Here is a 19,781-nt window from a genome sequence, read left to right on the forward strand (position 1 = left end):
GGGCTACCGGATAAAGGACACGTACGCCACGCCGCCCGCCGTCCCGTAGGTCGCGAACCCCAGCAGAAGGCTGAGCGCCGTCGCCACCGGCGACCACACCCGGCCGCGCTCGAACACGCCGACGCTGGCCCACAGGTAAAGCCCGAACGGGGCCGCGAGCACGAGCGCCGCGAGCCCGTAGCCGATTTGGCCCGACACCACCTCGCCGAGCGAGATCGACAGTCCGAACGCGATCAGCGCGACCTGGCCGAGCAGGTACAGATGCGCCACCGCGTGCTCGGCCAGCGTCAGCCCCGACCGCCGGAGCAGGAGCCGGCTCCACAGCGTCACGAACGGGACCACCCCGGCGAACGCGAACACCCAGAACTGTTCGATCCGTCGGGCGACGACGGCTTGGTCGAGCCCGCCCTGCGTGGGGCGGTTGCCCTCGTAGCCCTCGGCGTACGCCTCGGCCATCTCCGAGACGTCCCCGACGAAAAACGCCAGCAGCTGGGCCGCCGTCACCGCCAGCAGGAAGTAGCGGACCGGCCCCGCATACCGCACCGTTCGGCCCGCGAACACGTCGCGGATCAAGCCGGCGGGTCGGCGCACCAAGTCGACGGCCGTCCGCGCGAGCCCGGAGTCGAGCGACGACACGTGTTGGACCGCCTCGCGGACGACGCTCGCCATCGTCAGCCGACCGGGCCGGACTTGCTGGCCGCACCGGGCACAAAAGGGGCCGTGGAGCGCGGCGCCACACGTCGCGCAGGTGGGGGCAGGGGCGAGATCCATGCCCGAACCTACCGTCCGGTTGCCCTACTCCTTGGTCAGCGCCGTCAGGAACGAGGCCGTCCCGGCGCGAACGCGGACGAGAAACGTGTCGCCCGCATCGACCTTGGCCAGCGCCGCCTCGAACTCGGCGACGGAGGCGACCGGCTCGCGGTTGATCTCAGTGATGATCATGCGGGTCTGGAGGTTCGCGTCTCGGAAGGCCTCCGAGGATCGGTCGATGTCGGTGATCACGACGCCCTCGATGTCGTCGCCGAGCTCGCGCGCCAGCCGGGCCGTGATGGTCTCCAGCGTCATGCCCAACGTCTCCAGGCGTGCCGGGGCTCGTGTCGGGCGGCGGGCGTTGTCGGCGGGGTCCGCGCCGCCGTTCTGGCTGATGCCCTCGGGGGGCGGCCGGCGGCCGAGCGTGACGCGCGCCGTCCGGTCGTCGCCTTCGCGGTTGTAGCCGATCTCGACGACGTCGCCGGGGCGCTTGCTGGAGATCATGGAGACGATCTGGCGGTTGTCGGTCAGTTCCACGCCGTCGATCGACGTGATGAGGTCGTCCGGCCGCAAGCCGGCATCGGCGGCGGGCGTCTTGCCCGTCGCGTCCGGGGCGATCTCGCTGATGAGCGCGGCGCCGGGGCCCACGCCGTAGGCACGGCGGAGCGCGGGGCTGGCGGGGCCGAATTGGATGCCGAGGTACCCGCGCTCGACGACGCCCGAGTCGATGATCTGCTCGACCGTCGAACGGACAACGTTGGCGGGGAGCGCGAACGAGATGCCGTTGAACGTGCCGGTTCGCGTGGCGATGGCCGAGTTGATGCCCACGATCTCGCCGCGCAGGTTGACGAGCGGGCCGCCCGAGTTGCCCGGGTTCACCGCCGCGTCGGTCTGGATGTAGGTCGAGATGGTCGGGCGGCCCCGCGGGTCCGGGGCGCCGGAGAACCGGCCTAGGCTGGACACGATGCCTGAGGTGACCGTGTTCGACAGGTCGGCCGAGAGCGGGCTCCCGAACGCCAGTACCCACTGCCCGACGCGCAGCGCGTCGGAGTCGCCGAAGGCGAGGGCCGGGAAGTCGTCGCCCTCGACGCGGAGCACGGCGAGGTCTGAGAAGGCGTCCGCGCCAACGACCTCGGCCTCGAACTCGCGCCCGTCGTAGAGCACCACGCGCAGCTCGTCGGCGCCCTCGATCACGTGGTTGTTGGTGACGACGAAGCCGTCGGCCGACACGAAGGCGCCACTGCCGAGCCCGCTCTGCGTCCCGTCGCCACCGAAGGGCGACATGCCAAACGGGTCGTTCTGCGCCCGCGCCGGCGCCAGCCGCGTGGACTGGATCTGGACGACGGCCGGGTTCACGCGCTCGGCGACGGACGAGAACGCCTGCCCCAGGTCCTCCGCCGTGGCGACGGCCTCGGACTCGGCAAGCTGGCCTTGAGCGTCGGCTTGGCCAAACAGGTTTGCAAGGCCGGCGAAGTTGGCGGCGGACGTCACGAAGACGACGCCGCCGACTACAGCAGCGACGACGAGCAGGACGACGGACGCGGTGCGCTTTGGGGAAGTCATGAATCGGGGGGAACGGGGCAGCCGCGACGCGCATCGTCAGCGGCCCCGTCTCAACGCCGTCTCGCGCGCCGTGGTGCCCGGCCACCGCGCCCCGCCGACGAGGGAGCCGTTAAAAAAACCGGGGCGCCCTGCAAAGGGCGCCCCGGTCGAAGCCTGCGTCACACACACGACCGCAGGGGGTAGCCCGCCGATAACGGGGCCTTCTCCGAGATCGTATGTGGGGACGAAGAAGAGCCTCAGCCGGTGAACAGTCGCTCGGCGGGGATCCAGAGGCGGACGCGAGTGCCGCCGCCGCCGAGCGCCTCCACGGCCACCCGGCCGCCGTGGCGCTGGGCGCGGGCCCGCATCGTCCGCATCCCCATCCCGCCCGAGGCCGACGCGCCGGCCTCGATCCCGCTGCCGTCGTCGACCACGTCGAGCACCACGTCGCCGTCGGGCCCGGGGTAGAGCGCCAGCCGGACCGACCGCGCGCCGCCGTGGCGGACCGCGTTTGTCAGCGCCTCCTGGGCCACGCGGTACACGTCGAGCCGGGCGTCGGGCCGGACGCCCCGCCCGCCGACGCGGTCGGTCACTCGGATGTCGATGTTGAACGTGGCCTGGGCCTCGGCCACCAGCCGCATCAGCGCCTCACCGACGCCCAGGCGGTCGATGTCGACGGGGTCGAGGCCGAGCGCGAAGCTGCGCAGGCTGCCCAGCGACCGGCCCAGCAACTGCTGAAGCTGCCGGGCGTCGGCGGCCTGCGGCGACGCGTCGAGGTCGCGCGCCAGCGCCGACGCCAGCATCGACGCGCCGACGAGCGACTGGCCGACGCCGTCGTGGATGTCCTGGGCGATCTGTTGGAGCTGGCGGTTCGAGACGTGGAGTAGGTCCTCGGTCGCCTCGCGACCGTCGGTTACGTCGGTGGCCATGTAGAGGAACTGCTCGCGGTCGCCGGGCACGGGCGAGAGCACGACCTCGAGCGTCCGGCCGTCGTCGAGCGCCACGTCGAAGCGGGCCGGGCGGCCGTCGCGGTCGATGCATGCGACGGCGCTCTGCCAGGTCTGGCCCATGGCGGCCTCGGCGATGGCGCCGCCGAAAGACTGGCGCGCGGCGGGGTTGGCGGTCGTCACGACGATCCCGTCCGCGCCCCGTTCGAGCAGGCCCATCGGGGCCGCCGACGCGTCGAACACGCGGTCGAAATGGGCGCGCTCGGTGGCCTCCGCCGCCGCCGCAAGCCGCCACCGCGTCACGTCGTTCTGGACGCCGACCATGTGCGTCAGCGCCCCGTGCGCGTCGTGGATGGGCGTCAGGAACAGCTCGTTGTAGAACAGCTCCCCGGCCTTGGTGTAGTTGCGCAGCACGACGCCGTCGAGCGGCTCGCCGTGCCGGACGGCGTGGCGGATCTGGTCCAGCGCCTCGGCCTGCCCGTCGCCGGTGTCGTCGCAGAGACCGTCGCGGACCTGGAGGAACCGGCAGTTCCGGCCGATGGCCTCGTCGGCGGTGTACCCGGTGAGCATCCGGAACCCCCCGTTGACGTAGCACAGCGGCGCGTCGGGCGCGCGCACGTCGGTGACCACGACGGCGTTGTTGGCCGCGTCGATCGCCTGCGCGAGCAGGCCCGGGGGGAGCGCGTCGGTCGTCTGGGACGGGGTCAGCAGGACGAGGGCGCCCCCCTCGAACGCCTCGGCTTGCGTGGCATACGTGGCGTCGAGCCCCTGGAGCGTAGGCGGCCGGCGCACCACGTCGAGCGCATCACCCTCGGCCGCATCTACGACGAGCGCAAGCACCGGCTGGCCGACCACGTTGCCCAGCGCCGCACGAGCCCCCGCGTTCGCCGCGTCGATCCGCCCCTCGGGGCCGATCACCAGCGCGGGGGAGGGAATGGCAGAGATCGGGACGACCGTCACTGGGAGGCAGGGTGCGGCACGACGAGAAGGGGTGCAATCCCCCATGCGGCCGGGTGGTTCCGGCACTATGTGCGTCATAGGGTACCCCCGAAATCGGCTGGCGCCAAGGGGTGGAACGCCGACCGCAGGCTTCGGTAGACCGCGCCCCCGCCTTCGCCGCACCCCGTGTCCTGGATCCGCCGCCTCGCCACCCGCCCCGACGCCCGCTTGCGCACTGAGGGGCCGCCCGTCGAGGCCGCCCCGGACGCACCCCACGCCGTGGTCATCGGCGCCGGCTTCGGCGGGCTCGCCGCCGGCATCCGCCTGCTCACGCGCGGCTACCGCGTCACGATCGTCGACCGCCTCGAGCAGCCCGGCGGCCGGGCCCGCGTCGAGCGCGTGCCGGGGCCCGACGGCGGCGAGTACATCTTCGACATGGGGCCGACGCTGATCACCGCCCCGTTCCTGTTCGACGAGCTGTGGGCGCTGGCGGGCGAGGACCGCGCCGAGCACATCGAGTTCGTCCCGACGACCCCGTTCTACCGCATCCGCTTCGACGACGGCTCCGTGTTTAACTACACCGGCGACGGGGCGGCGATGGAGCGCGAGATCGCCCGGTTCAACCCGGCCGACGTCGCGGGCTACCGGCGCTTTCTCAAAAAGAGCAAGGCCATCTTCGAGACCGGCTTCCTCGAACTCGGCCACGTCCCGTTCGACCGGCTCGGCCACATGGCCAAGATCGTCCCGTCGATGGTCGCCTTGGAGAGCCACCGGACGGTCTACGGGCTCGTCTCGAAGTACATCAAGGACCGACGGCTCCGGCAGGTCTTCAGCTTCCACCCCCTGCTCGTGGGCGGCAACCCGTTCTCGACGACCTCGATCTACGCGCTGATCGCCTACCTCGAACGGCACTGGGGCGTGTGGTACGCGATGGGAGGGACGGGCGCCGTCGTCGGCGGGATGGCCGACCTGTTCGAACGCCACGGCGGCACCCTCCGCCTGGGCGAGACGGTGGACGAGATCACCGTCGACGCGACGGGCGCCACGCCCCGCGCGACGGGCATCCGGCTCGACACCGGCGAGACGCTCGAGGCCGAGGTCGTCGTCTCCAATGCCGACGCCGCGTGGACGTACCAGAAGCTGGTCGCGCCGGAGCACCGGACGACCTGGACGGACGCCCGGCTGGCGAAGTCCAAGCACTCGATGAGCCTCTTCGTCTGGTACTTCGGGACGGACAAGACCTACGACGACGTCGCTCACCACACGATTCTGCTCGGGCCCCGCTACAAGGCCTTGCTCGACGACATCTTCCACAAGAAGGTGCTCGCGGACGACTTCTCGCTCTACCTCCACCGCCCCACGGCGACGGACCCGAGCATGGCGCCCGACGGCCACGACACGTTCTACGTCCTGTCGCCGGTGCCGCACCTCGACTCGGGCACGGACTGGAGCACGGAGACCGAGCGCTACCGTCAGAAGATCGAGGACTACCTGGCGGAGACCGTCTTGCCGGGCCTGGGCGAGCACCTCACGGCCAGCCTGACGCTGACGCCGCAGGGTTTCCTGGACGACTACCTCTCGGTCAAGGGCGCCGCGTTCTCGCTCGAGCCGCAGCTCTTGCAGAGCGCCCTCTTCCGGCCCCACAACGCCAGCGAGGACGTGAACGGGCTGTTCCTGGCCGGCGCCGGGACGCACCCGGGCGCGGGGATGCCGGGCGTGCTGTCGTCGGCGCGCGTGCTGGACACCGTCGTGCCGGACCCCCGGTAGGAAGAGGAGGAGGGAGCGAGGCAGAAACGAGAAGAGGAGGCCACGCTGTAGCCGGATGGCCTCAGGCGACGCTCCTCTTCTCTCCGGCTCTTTCCGCCCTCCGCTAGGCCGCGACGCCCTCGGCGTGGGCCTCGTCGTACGCCTCGCGGACCACGTCGATGCCCGCGCCCTGGAGCTTGCCCTCCAGGCGCTCATAGCCACGGTCGAGGTGGTAGATGCGCAGCACGTCCGTCTCGCCCTCGGCGACCATCCCGGCCATCACGAGCGAGACGCTGGCGCGCAAGTCGGTGCTCATCACCGTCGCCCCGGAGAGCGGGCGCGTGTTGCCAGCCACGTGGACCGTGTCGCCGTCCACCCGAAGGTCGGCACCAAGACGGCGCAGCTCGGGGACGTGCTTGAAGCGGTCGGTGTAGACCGTGTCGCGGACCGTCGACGGGCCGTCGGCCTGCGTCATCATGACCGTCCACTGGGCCTGGAGGTCGGTCGCGAAGCCGGGGAACGGGGCCGTCTCGATGGAGACCGCCCGGATCGTGTCGACGCCGGTGACCTCGACGACGTCGCCCTTGAACGCGAACGGGACACCGGTCTCGCGGAAGTAGTCAGTGAAGGCGGGGCCGAGGTGCTCGGGGTTGGCGCCCGTGATGCGGAACGTCTCGCCCGCCGGGGTCGCCATGGCCGCGGCCATCATGTAGGTGCCGAGCTCGATCCGGTCGGGGCAGTTGGTGAACGTGACCGGGTTCATGGTCTCGACGCCCTGGATGGTGATCGTGTCCGTGCCCAGGCCCTCGATCTGGGCGCCCATCGCCTGCAGCATCTCGCCGAAGACGACCACGTCGGGCTCGGCGGCGCAGTTTTCCAGGACGGACTCGCCCTGGGCCGTGACGGCCGCCAGCATCACGTTGATCGTCGCGCCGACGGAGACCGGCTCGAACCGCATCCGCCCGCCGGGGAGCCGCCCGCCGGGCGCCTCCGCGATCACGTACCCGCCCTCCTCGGTCACGACGGCGCCGAGCGCCTCCATCCCCTTGATGTGCAGGTCGACGGGGCGCGGGCCCCACGCGCAGCCGCCGGGCAGCGACACGCGCGCCTTGCCGCCGCGCCCGAGGAGGGCGCCCAGCATGTAGAACGACGCCCGCATCTGCTTGACGAGGTCGTAGGGCGCCTCGAAGTGGTGGATGTTGGACGCATCGATGGTGATGGTCTCGGGCGTGTTCGGGTCGTCGTCCGGCGCCCAGTCGACCGTGCAGCCGGTCACGCGGATCACGTTCGAAAACGTGGTGACATCCTTCAGGACCGGGATGTTGTGGATCGTGGTGACGCCGTCGGCGAGCACGGCCGCCGCCATGAGTGGGAGCGCGGTGTTCTTCGAGCCGCCGACGTGCAGCGTGCCTTGGAGGGGGGCACCACCCTGAATGACGAGCTTGTCCATGCGAGGAGGGGAAGAGAGGGGAAGGGCAAAAGGGACCAACGCTCAACCCCTGCCGGAGGGTTCGAGAGCGCCCGCGCCGTCCGCTGGCGGACGCGGAGGATCCGCACGGGGCACAGGGAAGGGCCCGGACGGGCGGCCCGGTTCTTGCAAAGATTGTATGAACGGCCGTCCCCCCACGCCCATGCTCTCCCTGCACCTGTTCGACGCCGCCTCGGACGCCGAGGCCGCCCGGTACCGAATCCGCGCCGGTCTCGCCGAGACGCGGGCCGCCTTCCGCGCCTTCCGCGTGTCGCCGCACCTGGGCGCGCTCGTCGGCCTCCACCGCCAGCTCCGGGCCTTGCTCGACGGCGCCTCGCGCGTCGAGGGCCGGGGCGCGGTCGTGGACGTGGACTGGGAGGCCGGCCGGCTGGTCCGCGAACCCACCGACGCCCTGCTGGCGGTCGACCTCGCGCGGTGGGCGATGCCCCACATCGAGGCGGCCGTCGGGGAGGGCCGCGCGCTCTACGAGTTCGCCGTCGACCACGCCGCGCTAGCGCCGGTCGGGCTCGTGCCGCCGTACCGTGACGAGGGCTTCCTGCTCGTCGCGGACGACGCGGCCGTCCGCGCGCTCCGCTACCGGATCTCCCCGTTGACGGGCCCCGACGGCGGCTACCGCGCGCTCCGCACGACGGCGCTCGACCTGCTGCTGGACCCGCACGCCCCGCCGACCGTCTGGAAAGCCGTCCTCGCCGACGCGGCGCCCGAACTCGCAGCCCCCGCCGCCTTCCGACTGGCGGCCGACGTGGACCTCCCGGTCGAGGCGACGCTGGTGCCCGTCGCCAAGCGCAAGCTGCTGGGGCTGATCGGCGCCTGGGGCGCGGCCTAGCGCCGACGGCGGCGGGTGACGCCCCTCCTGGCTGGCGAGGCGTGCTCCCTACTGGTCCCGCGACAAAAAGCGCGCCGCCCCCCGGGTGGAGAGCGGCGCGCAAGATCGAGAGCGGAGTTGGGATCAGCCGCGCGAGCCGCGCTCGGTGACGCGGAGCCGCTGGCCGACTTGAAGCACGTCCGAGGAGAGGTCGTTCCAGTCGCGGAGCTCGCGGACCGTCACGCCGTAGCGCTGGGCCAGGCCCGTCAGGTGCTCGCCGCTGCGGACGCGGTGCGTCGTCGGGCGAGCCGGGGCGGCGCGGCGCGAGGCGGCCACCGGGGGCGCCGGCGTGCCGCTGACGCGGAGCCGCTGGCCGACCGCGAGGTTGTCGCCCACGCCGGGGTTGAGGGCGCGGAGGTCCGCGAGCGACATCCCGTACTGCCGGGCGACCGCGAGCAGGTACTCCCCGCGCTGGACCGCGTGCGTGGCCGGGGCGCTGACCGTCCGGACCGGCGGGGCGGCCGACGGGGCGGACGGGGCCGGGAGCGCGACCGCCGAACGCTGAACCGGGACCGGAGTCACCGCTGCGATCTCGACCTGGACGATCTCCTCCGGCGCCGTCTCCGCGACGGACCCACGGGCGACCGCCGAGGCCGCCGGGGCGGGGTCGGCGAGCTCGTTGGCGACCTCCGCCAGCGGCTCGGATGCCACGGCGACCGGGGCGCGACGGGCCGCAGCCGCGGTCAGCAGTACCTCCGGCTGGGAGGCCTCGCGGGCCCCCTCGGCCTGCCGCGCGATGGCGTAGCGGGCTTCCGTGCTCGCCACGTCGCGCGGGGTGGCGGCGGCATACGTCTGCACCGGGGCCGAGCGGTCGGCCCGTCGCGGCTGGAGTTGGCGGCGGAGGTCACGCCGGGCGACCAAGTTGGCGACGGCATCGCTGTGCTCCTGGGGCGCGAGGGGGCGGACGGCGCGGGGGCCGAACGAGACGGTGCCGGCCGCGAACTGCTGGCCGTTGGCCTCCGGCGGCGCGAGCCGGTCGAGCGGCTCGGCGTGCTCGGCGTACGTCCCGGCCGGGACGCGCAGCATGTGCGGGCCACGGATGTCGGGGACGCGGCCGCGGCGGATCGACGGGTTCAGCGCCGAGAGCACCTCGACGTCGGTGCCGAGGATGCGGGCCACGTCGGTCAGGCGCGTGCCGCCCTCGACGGGGACGCGGTCGAAGACGTAGGCCGGGCCGGGCTCATGCGCCTCGAAACCGTAGGCGTCGGGGTTCGACAGGATCAGCGCCGTGGCGATGAACATCGGGACGTAGGCGCGCGTCTCGCTCGGGATCACGTGGTCGATGTCCCAGAACGTCGCCGTCCGGCCCGTCTGCTCCTCGAAGCGGCGGACGCCGCGGGCGATCACGGCCGGGTTGCAGTTGTAGCCCGCCAGCGCGAGGTGCCAGCTGCCGAACCGGTCGTAGAGGTCGCGGAGGTGGCGGGCGGCGGCGCGCGTCGAGGCCTCGGGGTCGAGGCGGTCGTCGATGTCGCGCTCGGCGCGCAACCCGTAGGCCCGGCCTGTTGCCGAGATGAACTGCCACATGCCGGCCGCCGCCATGTGGCTCCGGGCGACGGGGTTGAGGGCGCTCTCGACCATCGCGAGGTACTTCATCTCGTCCGGCACGCCCTCTTCGGCGAGCACGCGCTCGACCATCGGGAAGTACGTGTCGGCGCGCGAGCGCAGGCGCTGGACGTGGCTCGGCCGGTTGAGCAGGAACTGGAGGTACCGCTCGACCTTGGGGTTGACGTCCATCGGGATCGTCGCCACGAACGTGGCCACGTCGGGCAGCGTGACGTGCTCCAGGAGCGGCGTGCCCTCGTCGATCCCGCGCTCGATGGCGCGGATGCCGGCGGCGCGGATGGCGTAGACGCCGCCGCGGTCGACGAGGGGCCGGTCGTAGTAGCGCTCGTACTCCGTGACGACGGTCGAGAACAGCTCGCGGAAGCGGGCGTCGCTGAGCGCGCCGGGACGGAGCGCGGCGGCCTGCACGTCGGCCACCAGGTCATCGAGCAGGACCGCGACGCGGTCGTCGTCGCCGCTGGCTTCGGCTTCGAGGAGGGCGGCCTGGCGCTGGTAGAAGGCGGCGATGCGGCGGGCGAACTCGGTGTCGGAGACCTGGTCGGCAGAGAAGGACGCCGGGAGGCGCGCGTCGGCGGAGGCCGCGAGGACCTCGGTCGGGCGCACGGGCGCGGTGTCCGTCTGTGCCGTCTGGGCGCCGGCGACGGCCGGCGAGACGACGAGCAGCGCCGCCGCGAGAAGAAGGCGGGGCATAAGCAGGGGAGTGTGGGGGAAACGCATGGCGCCGTCGGCAGGGGACCTGTCCCCTCTCTGCAAACGGCCGGCCAGGAAACTAGCCCCCCTCCAAAGCTTATCGGAGCAGACCGGCGAAAAAAGGGGCTGCAGTCGCGGCCTAGATGAATGCGGCGTGGAGGGGCGGGTCGTCCCTGGGCCTTCTCGTGATCCGGCATCCGTTCCAAACCGACCCGGCATCTGGTGATTTCGTAGTGCGATAGAGAGCAGGGGGGCGCCTCAGCCTCCGGCGAGTCGGTCCCGCACTGTCTTGTAGCGGGTCCGCCCGACGGGGACTTCTTCCCCGGACGCGAGCACGGCGGCGTACCGACTCCCTTCGCGCACGCGGAGCCGCACCACCTCGTCGAGGCGGACCGCATACGAGCGGTGGACGCGCTCGAACGTGAGCGGGAGCACGGCCAGCAGGCGGTCGAGCGACTTGTCGTGCAGCTGCCGCGTGCCGTCGCGCAGCACCAACTCGGAGTACGCGCCCGCCGCCTGTACGAAGAGCACGTCGGCGACGGGGACCAGGTCGATGCGGCCGGCCGAGCGGATGGCCAAGCTCGTCGCGGGCATGGCGGCCCGGGCGCCGCGGATGCGGTCGAGCGTAGCCCGGATGCGCTCGGCGCCGAACGGCTTGGGCACGAAGTCGAGCACGCCGACCTCGAAGGCCCGCAGCGCCCGGTCGGTGTGGGCCGAGACGACGACGGTGTGGAAGGCGCCTGCGGCCGAGGCCGTGAGCAGGTCGAAGCCGTCGCGGCCGTGGAGGTTGAGGTCGAGGAAGACGACGTCGAGGTCGCCGCGCGCGATGCGCTCGGCTGCTTGGGCGAGCGTCGAGGCGGTCGCGAGGTCGGTGATCTCGCCACCCGCTTGGGCGTGGAGCAGACGCGCGAGCCGACGTGCGACGGGCGGCTCGTCTTCGACGATCAGGACGCGCATGGCAGCTCGAGGGTGGTGACCCAGGCGTCGGCGCTGGCGTCCGAGCGGAGGGCCCAGCGGCCGGGGAAGCTCTCCTCCAGCCGCGCCCGCACGTAGCGCAGTCCCCCGCGCTCCGGGCGGACCTCGGGGGCGTCGGCGAGCGGTGTCGTGAGCGTGTACCGACGGTGACCGTCGGCCCGCGATTCGGAGAGCGCGAAGCGGACGTCGCCCGGCGGGTAGGCGTTGTGTGTGATCGCGTTCTCGACCAGCGTGTGCAGCGTCGCCGGCGGGATCGGCGCCTCGAGGTCGACGCCGTCGGCGTCGAGGTGGAAGCGGACGTCGCGGCGGTAGCCCATCACGTCGAGGTGCGTGCGGCACAGCGCCAGCTCGCGCGCGAGCGGAACGGTCGTCTCGCCGGCCACCTCCGCCAGCAGGCGCAGCTCCTCGGCGAGCGCCTCCAGCACGCGCACGCCGGTCGCCGGGTCGGTCTCGACCCACTCGATCACCGAGGTCAGCGTGTTCATCAGGAAGTGCGGCTGCAAGGCCGACTTGACGACCTCGACCTCGAGGCGGGCCGCCTGGGCGAGGGCGGCTTGGTGGCGCCGCCGCTGGTCGCGTGTTTGCAACCCGAGCGAGGCCAGCAGCGAGGCCACCAGCACGGCGAAGGCGGGGAAGAACGCCTGGTCGAGAAAGCCGAGTCCCGTCGCGGTGACGGTCCCCAGGCAGATCGCCACGCCCCCCAGCGCGAACCGCGCCCCGCTCCGCCCCCGCGCGGTCGCCCACGCGGTGACGGCGAGCGCGGCGACGAGCGCGACGACGATCATCGCGAGCGCGACGGGGTCGTAGCCGCCCGGCACGGCGAGCGCCAGCCCGCTGGCGCCGGCGACGCCCGCGACCACCCGGCCCCGGCGCGGGAGCTCAAACTGCACGGCGAACGTGGCGACCAGGAGCACGCCCACAAGCCACGTCAGCGCCGTCACCGTCACGAGCCGCGTGATGTGGTGGTCGTAGGTGTAGCCGACGACCCAGCGCCAGCTCTCGGCGCCCAGCAGCGCCGCGACGGCGAGGCAGAGCGCGGCCGTCAGGAGGTACGGCGTGCGTGAGCGGTCGGCGGCGAACAGCACGCCGTAGTACAGCCCCACCAGCACGAAGCCGCCCAGAAAGAGGAGCGGCAGCAGGGTCGAGGCGAGCGGCCACGCGACCAGCGCCTCCAGCCCCGCCAGGTTGACGCCGTGGACGTAGCCGCCGATGCTCGGGGCGCGCCGGAACGTCGACATCCGCAGCGCGACGACGTGCGGGCCGGGCGTCGCGAGCGAGTCGGGGATGGCGTGGCGCGTGTCGATGGGGCCGGGCACTTCGCTGGCGCGGTCCGTGCCCACGCGCCCGCTGGCGCCGACGAGCACGCCGTCCCAATACACCTCGCGCGCGGCGACGGCGCTGACGGCGAGCCCGAGCGGGCGCCGTGCGTCGGGTCCCACCTCGGCGTCGAGGCGGAGCCACAGGACGGCGTGCGTGTCGGGCGGGGCGTGGAGCCAGCCGCGCGGCCAGTCGTCGGCGTCCGGACTCGCCCACCCGGCGTCGTCGCCGACGCGGTACCGCGCGCTGCCGGGGTCGACGCCCGTCTGGGCGGCGAGGTCTCCGGCACCGACGGAGAGGGCGAGCAGGAGAAGGAGGCGCGTCATCGGGGGCATCCTACGCCCGGCGCGGGCGCGCGGTGAGCCGTTCGTGCGGCGTGCGAGCGGTTGGTGAGGCGGGCCGAATCTCGGCGCCGGGTCGCCCGTGGGGAGCCTGTCCCTCCCCCTCCGATCCCATGCGATTCCTCATCCTCCTCGCCCTCTGCGCCTGTGCCGTCTCGGCCCAGCCCGCCCTCACCGTGGAACCGACCCCGTTCGAGACCGCCGACGGCCGCACCGTCGCCGCCGAGGTCGGCCGGTTTTCCGTTCCCGAGAACCGGGCCCGGCCCGACGGCCGCACGATCGAGCTGGCGTTCGTCCGCTTCGCCAGCACGAACCCGAACCCGGGCCCGCCCATCGTCTACCTCGCCGGCGGGCCCGGCGGCTCCGGCTCGGGCACGGCGCGAGGCTCGCGCTTCGACCTGTTCCAGGACCTCCGCGCCGTCGCGGACGTGATCGCGTTCGACCAGCGCGGGACGGGCCTGTCGAACCGCTTGCCCGGCTGTCCGCACACCGCCGACCTGCCGGTCGCGGTGCCGACGACGCGCGCCGCCTTCGACGCCGCGTATGCCGACCTGACCCGGGTGTGCGAAGCGCACTGGCGCCGCGCCGGGGTTGACCTCGCGGCCTACACCACGGCCGAGAGCGCCGACGACCTCGAGGCCCTCCGCCGCGCGCTCGGCGTCGACCAGATCTCGCTGTGGGCCATCAGCTACGGCACGCACCTCGCGCTCGCCACCATCCGCCGCCACCCCGCGTCCATCGCCCGCGCCGTCCTGGCGGGCGTCGAGGGGCCGGACCACACCATCAAGCGGCCGTCGGACCAGCAGGCGCTGCTGGAAGAGATCGACCGGATCGTCCGCGCCGACGACCCGGGGGCGACGTTCCTCGACGACATCGAGACGGTGCTCGACCGCTTGCGCGAGCGCCCCGTCACGGCCGAGGTCGGGAGCGGCGTCGAGGCGGTCACGGTCGGCATCAGCGCCTTCGACGTGCAGCGGCTGGCGGCCGGGATGCTCGCCTCGCCGGAGTGGTCGATGCAGCTCCCGGCGATGTTCGCGGCCATGCGCGACGGCGACTTCTCGACGGTCGCCCCGACGCTCGCGTGGTTCAAGGCGGACCGGGGGCTAGGCGGTGCGATGTCGATGGCGATGGACGCGGCCTCGGGAGCCTCGCTGGAGCGCCGCGCAGTCATTGCTCGCGAAGCCCGTGAGACACTCTTGGGAGATGCCATCGCGGCGACGGAGCACGCGACCTTCCCCGCGTGGCGCACGCCCCGCCTCGGCCCCGACTTCCGCGCGCCCGTCGTCTCGGACGTGCCGGCCCTGTTCATCAGCGGCACGCTCGACGGCCGCACGCCGGTCCGCAACGCCGACGAGGTCCGGCCGGGCTTCTCGCGCCACGCCCACCTCGTCGTCGACGGCGCCGGGCACTCGGACCCGCTCTTCCTGGGCTCGCCCGTCATCGGCGAGCGCATCCGGGCGTTCCTGGCGGGCGAGCCGGTCGCCAGCGAGACGATCCCGATGGCCGAGTAGCCGTCGGCCCCCCGCTGCCTCAGGTCCGAGGCGGCAGGGGCGAGGGCACTACAGCGGCAGATTGGCTTCGCCGACTTGCCTACAAGGGCAAGTTCCCGTGCTTTTTGCGGGGCAGCGTCTGGACCTTGTGCTCCAGCATCCGCAGCGTCTTGATCAGCCGGCCGCGCGTCTCGCTCGGGCGGATCACGTCGTCGACGTAGCCGCGCTCGGCGGCGATGTAGGGGTTGGCAAAGTGCTCGCGGTACTCGTCGGTGAACTGGACCTCAGCGGCGGCGGGGTCGTCGGCCGCGGCGATCTCGCGCTTGCGGATGATCTCGACGGCGCCCTTGGGCCCCATCACCGCGATCTCGGCCGTCGGCCACGCCAGGTTGAGGTCGGCGCGGATGTGCTTCGAGTTCATGACGTCGTAGGCGCCGCCATACGCCTTGCGCGTGATGACGGTCATCTTGGGGACGGTCGCCTCGCAGAACGCGTAGAGCAGCTTGGCGCCGTGGCGGATGATCCCGTTCCACTCCTGGTCGGTCCCGGGCAGGAAGCCGGGCACGTCCTCGAAGACCACGAGCGGGATCCCGAAGGCGTCGCAGAAGCGGACGAAGCGGGCGCCCTTGACGCTCGCGTCGATGTCGAGCACGCCGGCCAGCACGGCCGGCTGGTTCGCCACGATGCCGACGGACGTCCCCCCGAGGCGGGCAAAGCCGACGACCAGGTTCGATCCGAAGTCGGGGTGGATCTCGAAAAAGTGGCCGTCGTCGACGACCCGAGAAATCACGTCGTGGATGTCGTACGGCTTGTTCGGGTTCGCCGGGACGAGCGCGTCGAGGGCGTCGTCGGCGCGGTCGACGGGGTCGGTCGTCGGGACGGTCGGGACCGGGTCTTCGCAGTTGGAGGGCAGGAAGCCGAGGAGCTCGCGGATCCCCAAGAGGAGGGCGCCCTCATTCGCGAACGCGCGGTGGCACACGCCCGACTTCGAGGCGTGCGTGTCGGCGCCGCCCAGCTCTTCCTGCGTGACCTCCTCGTTCGTGACCGTCTTCACCACGTCCGGGCCGGTCACGAACATGTAGCTCGTGCCGCGCGCCATGAACACGAAGTCGGTGATGGCCGGGCTGTAGACGGCGCCGCCCGCGCACGGGCCCAGGATCGCCGAGATCTGGGGCACGACGCCGGACGCGAGCGTGTTCTGCAGGAAGATGTCGGCGTAGCCGCCCAGCGCCGCGACGCCCTCCTGGATGCGCGCGCCGCCGGAGTCGTTGAGCCCGACGACGGGCATCCCGTTCTCGAGTGCCAGCCCCATCAGCCGGACGATCTTCTGGGCGTGCGCCAGCCCCAGCGAGCCGCCGAAGATGGTGAAGTCCTGGGAGTACACGGCGACCGCGCGGCCCTCGACCGTCCCCCACCCGGTCACGACGCCGTCGCCGTAGGGGCGGTTGTCTTCGAGGCCGAACCCGGTCGCTTGGTGGCGGACGAACGCGCCGGTCTCGATGAACGAGCCGGGGTCGAGCAGGATCTCGATGCGCTCGCGCGCGGTGAGCTTGCCGCGCTCGTGCTGGCGGGCGACGCGGGCCTCACCGCCGCCGGCGCGGCTCTCGGTGCGGCGCCGGTCGAGGTCGGCGTAGAGGTCGTCGGAGATCGAAGCGTCGGGCATGGAGATCGGAGCGGGTCCCGCAAGCTACCGGCGCTGGGAATCGGGGGGCGGGCTTTGGCAGGGAGAGGGCGGGTGTCCGACGGCTATTCTCCGCGCGCTCCCTCCGTCGCTGCCATGCGTGCCCTGCTCGCTTCGCTCGTGTTGCTCGTCGCTTGTGCGCCCGAGCCAGCGCCGGCCCCGACCCCCGAGATCGTCGAGGCCCCTGCTCCCGGCCCCTCGCCCGCCGATCCCGACACGGTGCGGCTGGCGACCGGCACCGCCAGGCTCGCATCGCGCCCGGCCGCCCCCGTCCGCGTCGACGGCGCGTGCCCGTTCGAGGGCTGCGTCTACGGCACGTGGACCACCTCTGCCGAGACGACGGTCTACGCGGCCGCCGGGAATACCGCACGCGTCGCGTTCACGGTCCCGGCGGGAGCGGCGTTGGAGGCGTCCGAGGGGTTCGTCCTCCTCACCCGCGTCGGCCAAGCCGTCGCCCTGCGCGCCTCCGACCTCTACCTGGCGGGGGGTGAGAGCCGGGCCGTCGCCGCAGGCGACACGTTGGTGGTGCTCGACTACGAGGGCGAGGGGAGCCACCGCGTCTGGTTCGACGGCCAGATCGGGTTCTCCGAGGCCGGCGCCGACATCGGCCCACCCGGGGAGGGCCCGGCCTTCCGGCTCGCCGTCGAGCCCGCCAGCCAGTGGTGGGCCCACGTCACGGCGGCCGACGGCCGCGCAGGCTGGCTGTGGATGGACCGCACGCCCGACGTGGAGGGCGCCGACGCGCTCGGCGGCTAGCTCCTGCTTCTGCCTGGCGGCTCCGAGTGGCGCCGCCCGCCGGCGGGCCGGACCTTCCGCTCTCTGCGTTCTCCACCTCCCGGCCTCCCCCCGCGTGCTCGACCTCCTTGCCTTCGACCTCGACGGTACCCTCGCCGACACCGAGCCGCTCAAGGCGGAGTCTTACGCCTGGGCCGCCACCCGCTTGCGGCCCGGCCTCGACGCGGCGGAGGTCGAGGCCGCCTACAACGAGTGCGTCGGCCAGTCGCGCCAGCAGATCGCCACGGCGCTCCTCAACCGATTCGACCTCGCCGACGCGGCCCGCGCGCACGACGGGTCCGTCGAGCCGTGGCGCAGCTTCGTGGGGATCCGGCTGGCGCGCTACCAGGGGCGCCTCGCCGACGGCGAGGTGGTCCGGGCGAACGCGCACGCACAAGCGATCGCCCTCGTCCGTCGCGCCCACACGCTGGCGCGGTCCGTCGCCCTCGTCACCACCAGCGGACGCGAGAACGCGACGCTCGTGCTCGCGGGCTTGGGGTTGAGCGACACCTTCGACCTCACGGTCACCGCCGACGACGTCTCGGCCACCAAGCCGGACCCCGAGGGCTACCTGCACGCGCTGGCGACGACCGGCTCGGCGCCCGGCCGCTCGGTCGCCGTCGAGGACTCACCTGCCGGGACGCGCGCGGCGCTGGCGGCCGGGATCGGGCTCGTCGTCGTGCCCGACGACCTCACGCGCGAGGGCATCGCTCGGCTCGTCGCAGACGGCACGCTCGACGCCGGGGCGGTGACGACGGCGGACGGGCTGGCGGACGCCGTCGAGACGCACGCCGACCGAGTGGCCGGGTAGCCGACTCCGGCCTACTTCCGGCGGTCGAACCGCTCCTGCACCGCGTCGATAAAGGCGACCGCCGACTCGGTGTACGGGTTCACGCGGTGGCGGCGGAGGACCTCGGCCGAGAAGATGGATGTGGCCTCGGTGTAGCCTGTCGCCCGGTCGATCTGGTCGAGGGTCCGGTGGTAGGCGGCCGGCGATCCGTCGAAGAGGTCTGCGACGTAGCGGTCGCGGCGGTCGCGGGCGTCCGCGCCGAGCACGCGCGTTTCCAAGGCGTCGAGTTCGGAGGTCGGCCCGAGATCGGCCCCAGCGGTGGGGGAGGGCGCCGCGGGCGGGTCGGGCAGCTTGGCCGCCAGGTCCGACCGGGCGAACCGGCGCCAGATCGGCTCGTCCTCGTCGACCGTCGGCCGCGGCTCGGGCTCGACGCCGCGCTCGCGCGCGAGCCGCTTCCACAGGGGCTCGTCGTCGGTGGGCTCGGCGGCCGGGGTGTCCGGCGCGGGAGGGGGCTCGGCCGCCGAGCTCTGAGGGGGGGCGTCCAGCAGCTCGGGGGCGAGGTACGGGTCCGAAGGACGGAACGGGTCCGTGTCGTCGTCTTCGAAGAGCGGGTCGGGGGTGAACTGGGGCGGCTCCTCGGCGGGCGGGGCGGACTCGTGCGCGAGGGGCACCACCGGGTCGTCGGCCGTGTCGTCGTCGTCCCCGGGCGTGGGGAAGACCAGCGCCGGACCGTCGACCGCCGGGCGCTCCAGGGCGGGGGGGGGCGCCTCGTCGGGGAGCTCTGGGGCCGGCTCGGCCAAGGCCTCGCGGACAGCGTCCATCCCCGCCGTGTCGGTTTCGGAAGGCTCCATCTCCACTGCGCCCATTTCTACTGCGTCCGGAGCCACTGCGCCCGGCGCCTCGGCGGGCGGATCCGTCAGAGGCGTGTCGGTGGTCTCGGGTGTCGCCGAGGAGCCCGCCGGCCGGGGCGGGCCCAAGACCTCCGAGTCGACGGGGTCGAACTCTGGCGCGGCGTACTTCGAGCCGACGACGGGCGGGGCCACGCCCGGGGCCACCGGCGGCAGCGGCGGCGGGGTCAGGTCGGGCGGAGCCGTCGCGATGCGGGGCGCCGGGCGGGGCGCCAGCGTCGCGCTGAGCCGCTCGCGCAGCGTCGGCGGGTCGACGGCGTCGAGGTCGGCGAAGACGGCCGCGAGCGCGGGCGAGCCCTTGGCTTCGAACAGGTCGCGCAAGAGCGCCGCCGGCACCGTCCCCGTGGGCGTCCCGACGGGCCCCGAAAGCTCGAACAGCGGCCCGAGCAACGTGGCCCACTCAGCAGGCCCGAACGCCGAGACCATCCGCCGGTCGATCCGCCGGAGGAGCTGCTCCAGCCCGGCCCGGTCGATCGTGTCGAGGGCCTTGCGCTCGACGTACCGCTCGGCGATCTCGGGGAGGTAGGGGTACGGCCCGAATGCGTGGAGCCGGTGGAGCACCTCGGCGGCCGGCAGCGCGGCGTGGGCGTCCTCGAACGCCGTCGAGGCCAACGTCTCGGCCGGACGGACCAGGTGCGCCAGCGCGAGCACCGTCGCGCGCGCCACCGCCGGCTCCCAGGTGTCGGCGGGGAACCGCGCGGCCGCGCGGGCGGCGGTGCGCCACGCCTCGCTCGCGGCTCGCAGGGCGGGGTCGTCGGGGTCCACGAACGGCGAGGCCGGCACGCGCGAGGCGTCGTCGAGCCGGGCGTCGAGGATGTGGGCCACGGGCGCCGCGAGCCGGGCCACGTCGGCCCGCGTTCGGGGGCGGTCGGGCGGGAGGGCGTCGAGGGCCCGGCGCGTGAGGGCGTCGGCCGTGGCGTCGAACGCGGCGTCAGGCATCGGGTCGGGGGGGACGGACCGTAGGAGAATAGGAG

General features: G+C 73.2%; 14 protein-coding genes. 5 read left to right on the plus strand and 9 right to left on the minus strand.

Annotated features, from left to right (window positions below):
• Window positions 1–3 precede the first annotated feature (3 nt).
• From ACLII4_RS05115 to ACLII4_RS05125, 3 genes are all read right to left on the minus strand, one after another.
• Complete coding sequence (locus ACLII4_RS05115; RefSeq protein ID WP_412069818.1) at window positions 4–771, minus strand: DUF3667 domain-containing protein; 768 nt, start codon at window positions 769–771, stop codon at window positions 4–6.
• A 24-nt stretch (window positions 772–795) separates the two neighbouring features.
• Window positions 796–2,313 carry a trypsin-like peptidase domain-containing protein gene (locus ACLII4_RS05120; protein WP_412069819.1) on the minus strand — a complete coding sequence of 506 codons (1,518 nt, stop codon included), beginning with the start codon at window positions 2,311–2,313 and terminating at the stop codon, window positions 796–798.
• Window positions 2,314–2,549: 236 nt separating this feature from the next.
• On the minus strand, window positions 2,550–4,199 hold the full coding sequence (locus ACLII4_RS05125; RefSeq protein WP_412069820.1) for a PAS domain-containing protein: 1,650 nt from the start codon (window positions 4,197–4,199) through the stop codon (window positions 2,550–2,552).
• A 165-nt stretch (window positions 4,200–4,364) separates the two neighbouring features.
• Between ACLII4_RS05125 and crtI the strand changes: the two genes are divergently transcribed.
• Window positions 4,365–5,945 carry a phytoene desaturase family protein gene (gene crtI, locus ACLII4_RS05130; RefSeq protein WP_412069821.1) on the plus strand — a complete coding sequence of 527 codons (1,581 nt, stop codon included), beginning with the start codon at window positions 4,365–4,367 and terminating at the stop codon, window positions 5,943–5,945.
• A gap of 103 nt (window positions 5,946–6,048) precedes the next feature.
• Here crtI and murA read toward each other — a convergent pair whose 3' ends face one another.
• Window positions 6,049–7,374, minus strand: coding sequence for a UDP-N-acetylglucosamine 1-carboxyvinyltransferase (gene murA, locus ACLII4_RS05135; RefSeq protein ID WP_412069822.1), 1,326 nt, complete (start codon window positions 7,372–7,374; stop codon window positions 6,049–6,051).
• A gap of 181 nt (window positions 7,375–7,555) precedes the next feature.
• Between murA and ACLII4_RS05140 the strand changes: the two genes are divergently transcribed.
• On the plus strand, window positions 7,556–8,239 hold the full coding sequence (locus tag ACLII4_RS05140; RefSeq protein WP_412069823.1) for a hypothetical protein: 684 nt from the start codon (window positions 7,556–7,558) through the stop codon (window positions 8,237–8,239).
• A 123-nt stretch (window positions 8,240–8,362) separates the two neighbouring features.
• On the opposite strand, the gene ACLII4_RS05145 is transcribed toward ACLII4_RS05140, so the two are convergent.
• From ACLII4_RS05145 to ACLII4_RS05155, 3 genes are all read right to left on the minus strand, one after another.
• The gene (locus ACLII4_RS05145) at window positions 8,363–10,531 is read right to left on the minus strand and encodes a LysM peptidoglycan-binding domain-containing protein (RefSeq protein ID WP_412069824.1); all 2,169 of its coding nucleotides are present in this window, start codon (window positions 10,529–10,531) and stop codon (window positions 8,363–8,365) included.
• A 258-nt stretch (window positions 10,532–10,789) separates the two neighbouring features.
• Window positions 10,790–11,488 carry a LytR/AlgR family response regulator transcription factor gene (locus ACLII4_RS05150; RefSeq protein ID WP_412069825.1) on the minus strand — a complete coding sequence of 233 codons (699 nt, stop codon included), beginning with the start codon at window positions 11,486–11,488 and terminating at the stop codon, window positions 10,790–10,792.
• Window positions 11,476–13,149 carry a histidine kinase gene (locus tag ACLII4_RS05155; RefSeq protein WP_412069826.1) on the minus strand — a complete coding sequence of 558 codons (1,674 nt, stop codon included), beginning with the start codon at window positions 13,147–13,149 and terminating at the stop codon, window positions 11,476–11,478. Before ACLII4_RS05155 ends, ACLII4_RS05150 begins: the two co-directional genes overlap by 13 nt.
• A gap of 128 nt (window positions 13,150–13,277) precedes the next feature.
• On the opposite strand from ACLII4_RS05155, the gene ACLII4_RS05160 reads away from it, so the two are divergent.
• Complete coding sequence (locus ACLII4_RS05160) at window positions 13,278–14,675, plus strand: alpha/beta fold hydrolase (RefSeq protein ID WP_412069827.1); 1,398 nt, start codon at window positions 13,278–13,280, stop codon at window positions 14,673–14,675.
• 79 nt (window positions 14,676–14,754) lie between these two features.
• Here the strand turns inward: ACLII4_RS05160 and ACLII4_RS05165 are convergent, their stop codons facing one another.
• Window positions 14,755–16,317 (minus strand): acyl-CoA carboxylase subunit beta, encoded by a 1,563-nt coding sequence (locus tag ACLII4_RS05165; RefSeq protein ID WP_412069828.1) that lies wholly within the window; start codon window positions 16,315–16,317, stop codon window positions 14,755–14,757.
• A 114-nt stretch (window positions 16,318–16,431) separates the two neighbouring features.
• Between ACLII4_RS05165 and ACLII4_RS05170 the strand changes: the two genes are divergently transcribed.
• Window positions 16,432–17,091: a hypothetical protein gene (locus ACLII4_RS05170; RefSeq protein WP_412069829.1), complete on the plus strand. Its 660-nt coding sequence runs from the start codon at window positions 16,432–16,434 to the stop codon at window positions 17,089–17,091.
• 94 nt (window positions 17,092–17,185) lie between these two features.
• A complete protein-coding gene (locus ACLII4_RS05175) occupies window positions 17,186–17,920 on the plus strand; it encodes an HAD family hydrolase (protein WP_412069830.1) in 735 nt (244 codons plus the stop codon).
• An 11-nt stretch (window positions 17,921–17,931) separates the two neighbouring features.
• On the opposite strand, the gene ACLII4_RS05180 is transcribed toward ACLII4_RS05175, so the two are convergent.
• Window positions 17,932–19,746, minus strand: a complete 1,815-nt coding sequence (locus ACLII4_RS05180) for a hypothetical protein (RefSeq protein WP_412069831.1) — start codon at window positions 19,744–19,746, stop codon at window positions 17,932–17,934.
• Between the last annotated feature and the right edge of the window lie 35 nt (window positions 19,747–19,781).

Source organism: Rubrivirga aquatilis, assembly GCF_046845665.1.
In the GTDB taxonomy this organism is placed as follows: domain Bacteria; phylum Bacteroidota; class Rhodothermia; order Rhodothermales; family Rubricoccaceae; genus Rubrivirga.

Bases quoted from the DNA above. Each gene is read 5' to 3' on its own strand.
- ACLII4_RS05115 (WP_412069818.1), bottom strand. From the start codon at position 771: ATGGATCTCGCCCCTGCCCCCACCTGCGCGACGTGTGGCGCCGCGCTC.
- ACLII4_RS05120 (WP_412069819.1), bottom strand. From the start codon at position 2,313: ATGACTTCCCCAAAGCGCACCGCGTCCGTCGTCCTGCTCGTCGTCGCT.
- murA (WP_412069822.1), bottom strand. From the start codon at position 7,374: ATGGACAAGCTCGTCATTCAGGGTGGTGCCCCCCTCCAAGGCACGCTG.
- ACLII4_RS05140 (WP_412069823.1), top strand. From the start codon at position 7,556: ATGCTCTCCCTGCACCTGTTCGACGCCGCCTCGGACGCCGAGGCCGCC.
- ACLII4_RS05145 (WP_412069824.1), bottom strand. From the start codon at position 10,531: ATGCCCCGCCTTCTTCTCGCGGCGGCGCTGCTCGTCGTCTCGCCGGCC.
- ACLII4_RS05150 (WP_412069825.1), bottom strand. From the start codon at position 11,488: ATGCGCGTCCTGATCGTCGAAGACGAGCCGCCCGTCGCACGTCGGCTC.
- ACLII4_RS05155 (WP_412069826.1), bottom strand. From the start codon at position 13,149: ATGACGCGCCTCCTTCTCCTGCTCGCCCTCTCCGTCGGTGCCGGAGAC.
- ACLII4_RS05160 (WP_412069827.1), top strand. From the start codon at position 13,278: ATGCGATTCCTCATCCTCCTCGCCCTCTGCGCCTGTGCCGTCTCGGCC.
- ACLII4_RS05165 (WP_412069828.1), bottom strand. From the start codon at position 16,317: ATGCCCGACGCTTCGATCTCCGACGACCTCTACGCCGACCTCGACCGG.
- ACLII4_RS05170 (WP_412069829.1), top strand. From the start codon at position 16,432: ATGCGTGCCCTGCTCGCTTCGCTCGTGTTGCTCGTCGCTTGTGCGCCC.
- ACLII4_RS05180 (WP_412069831.1), bottom strand. From the start codon at position 19,746: ATGCCTGACGCCGCGTTCGACGCCACGGCCGACGCCCTCACGCGCCGG.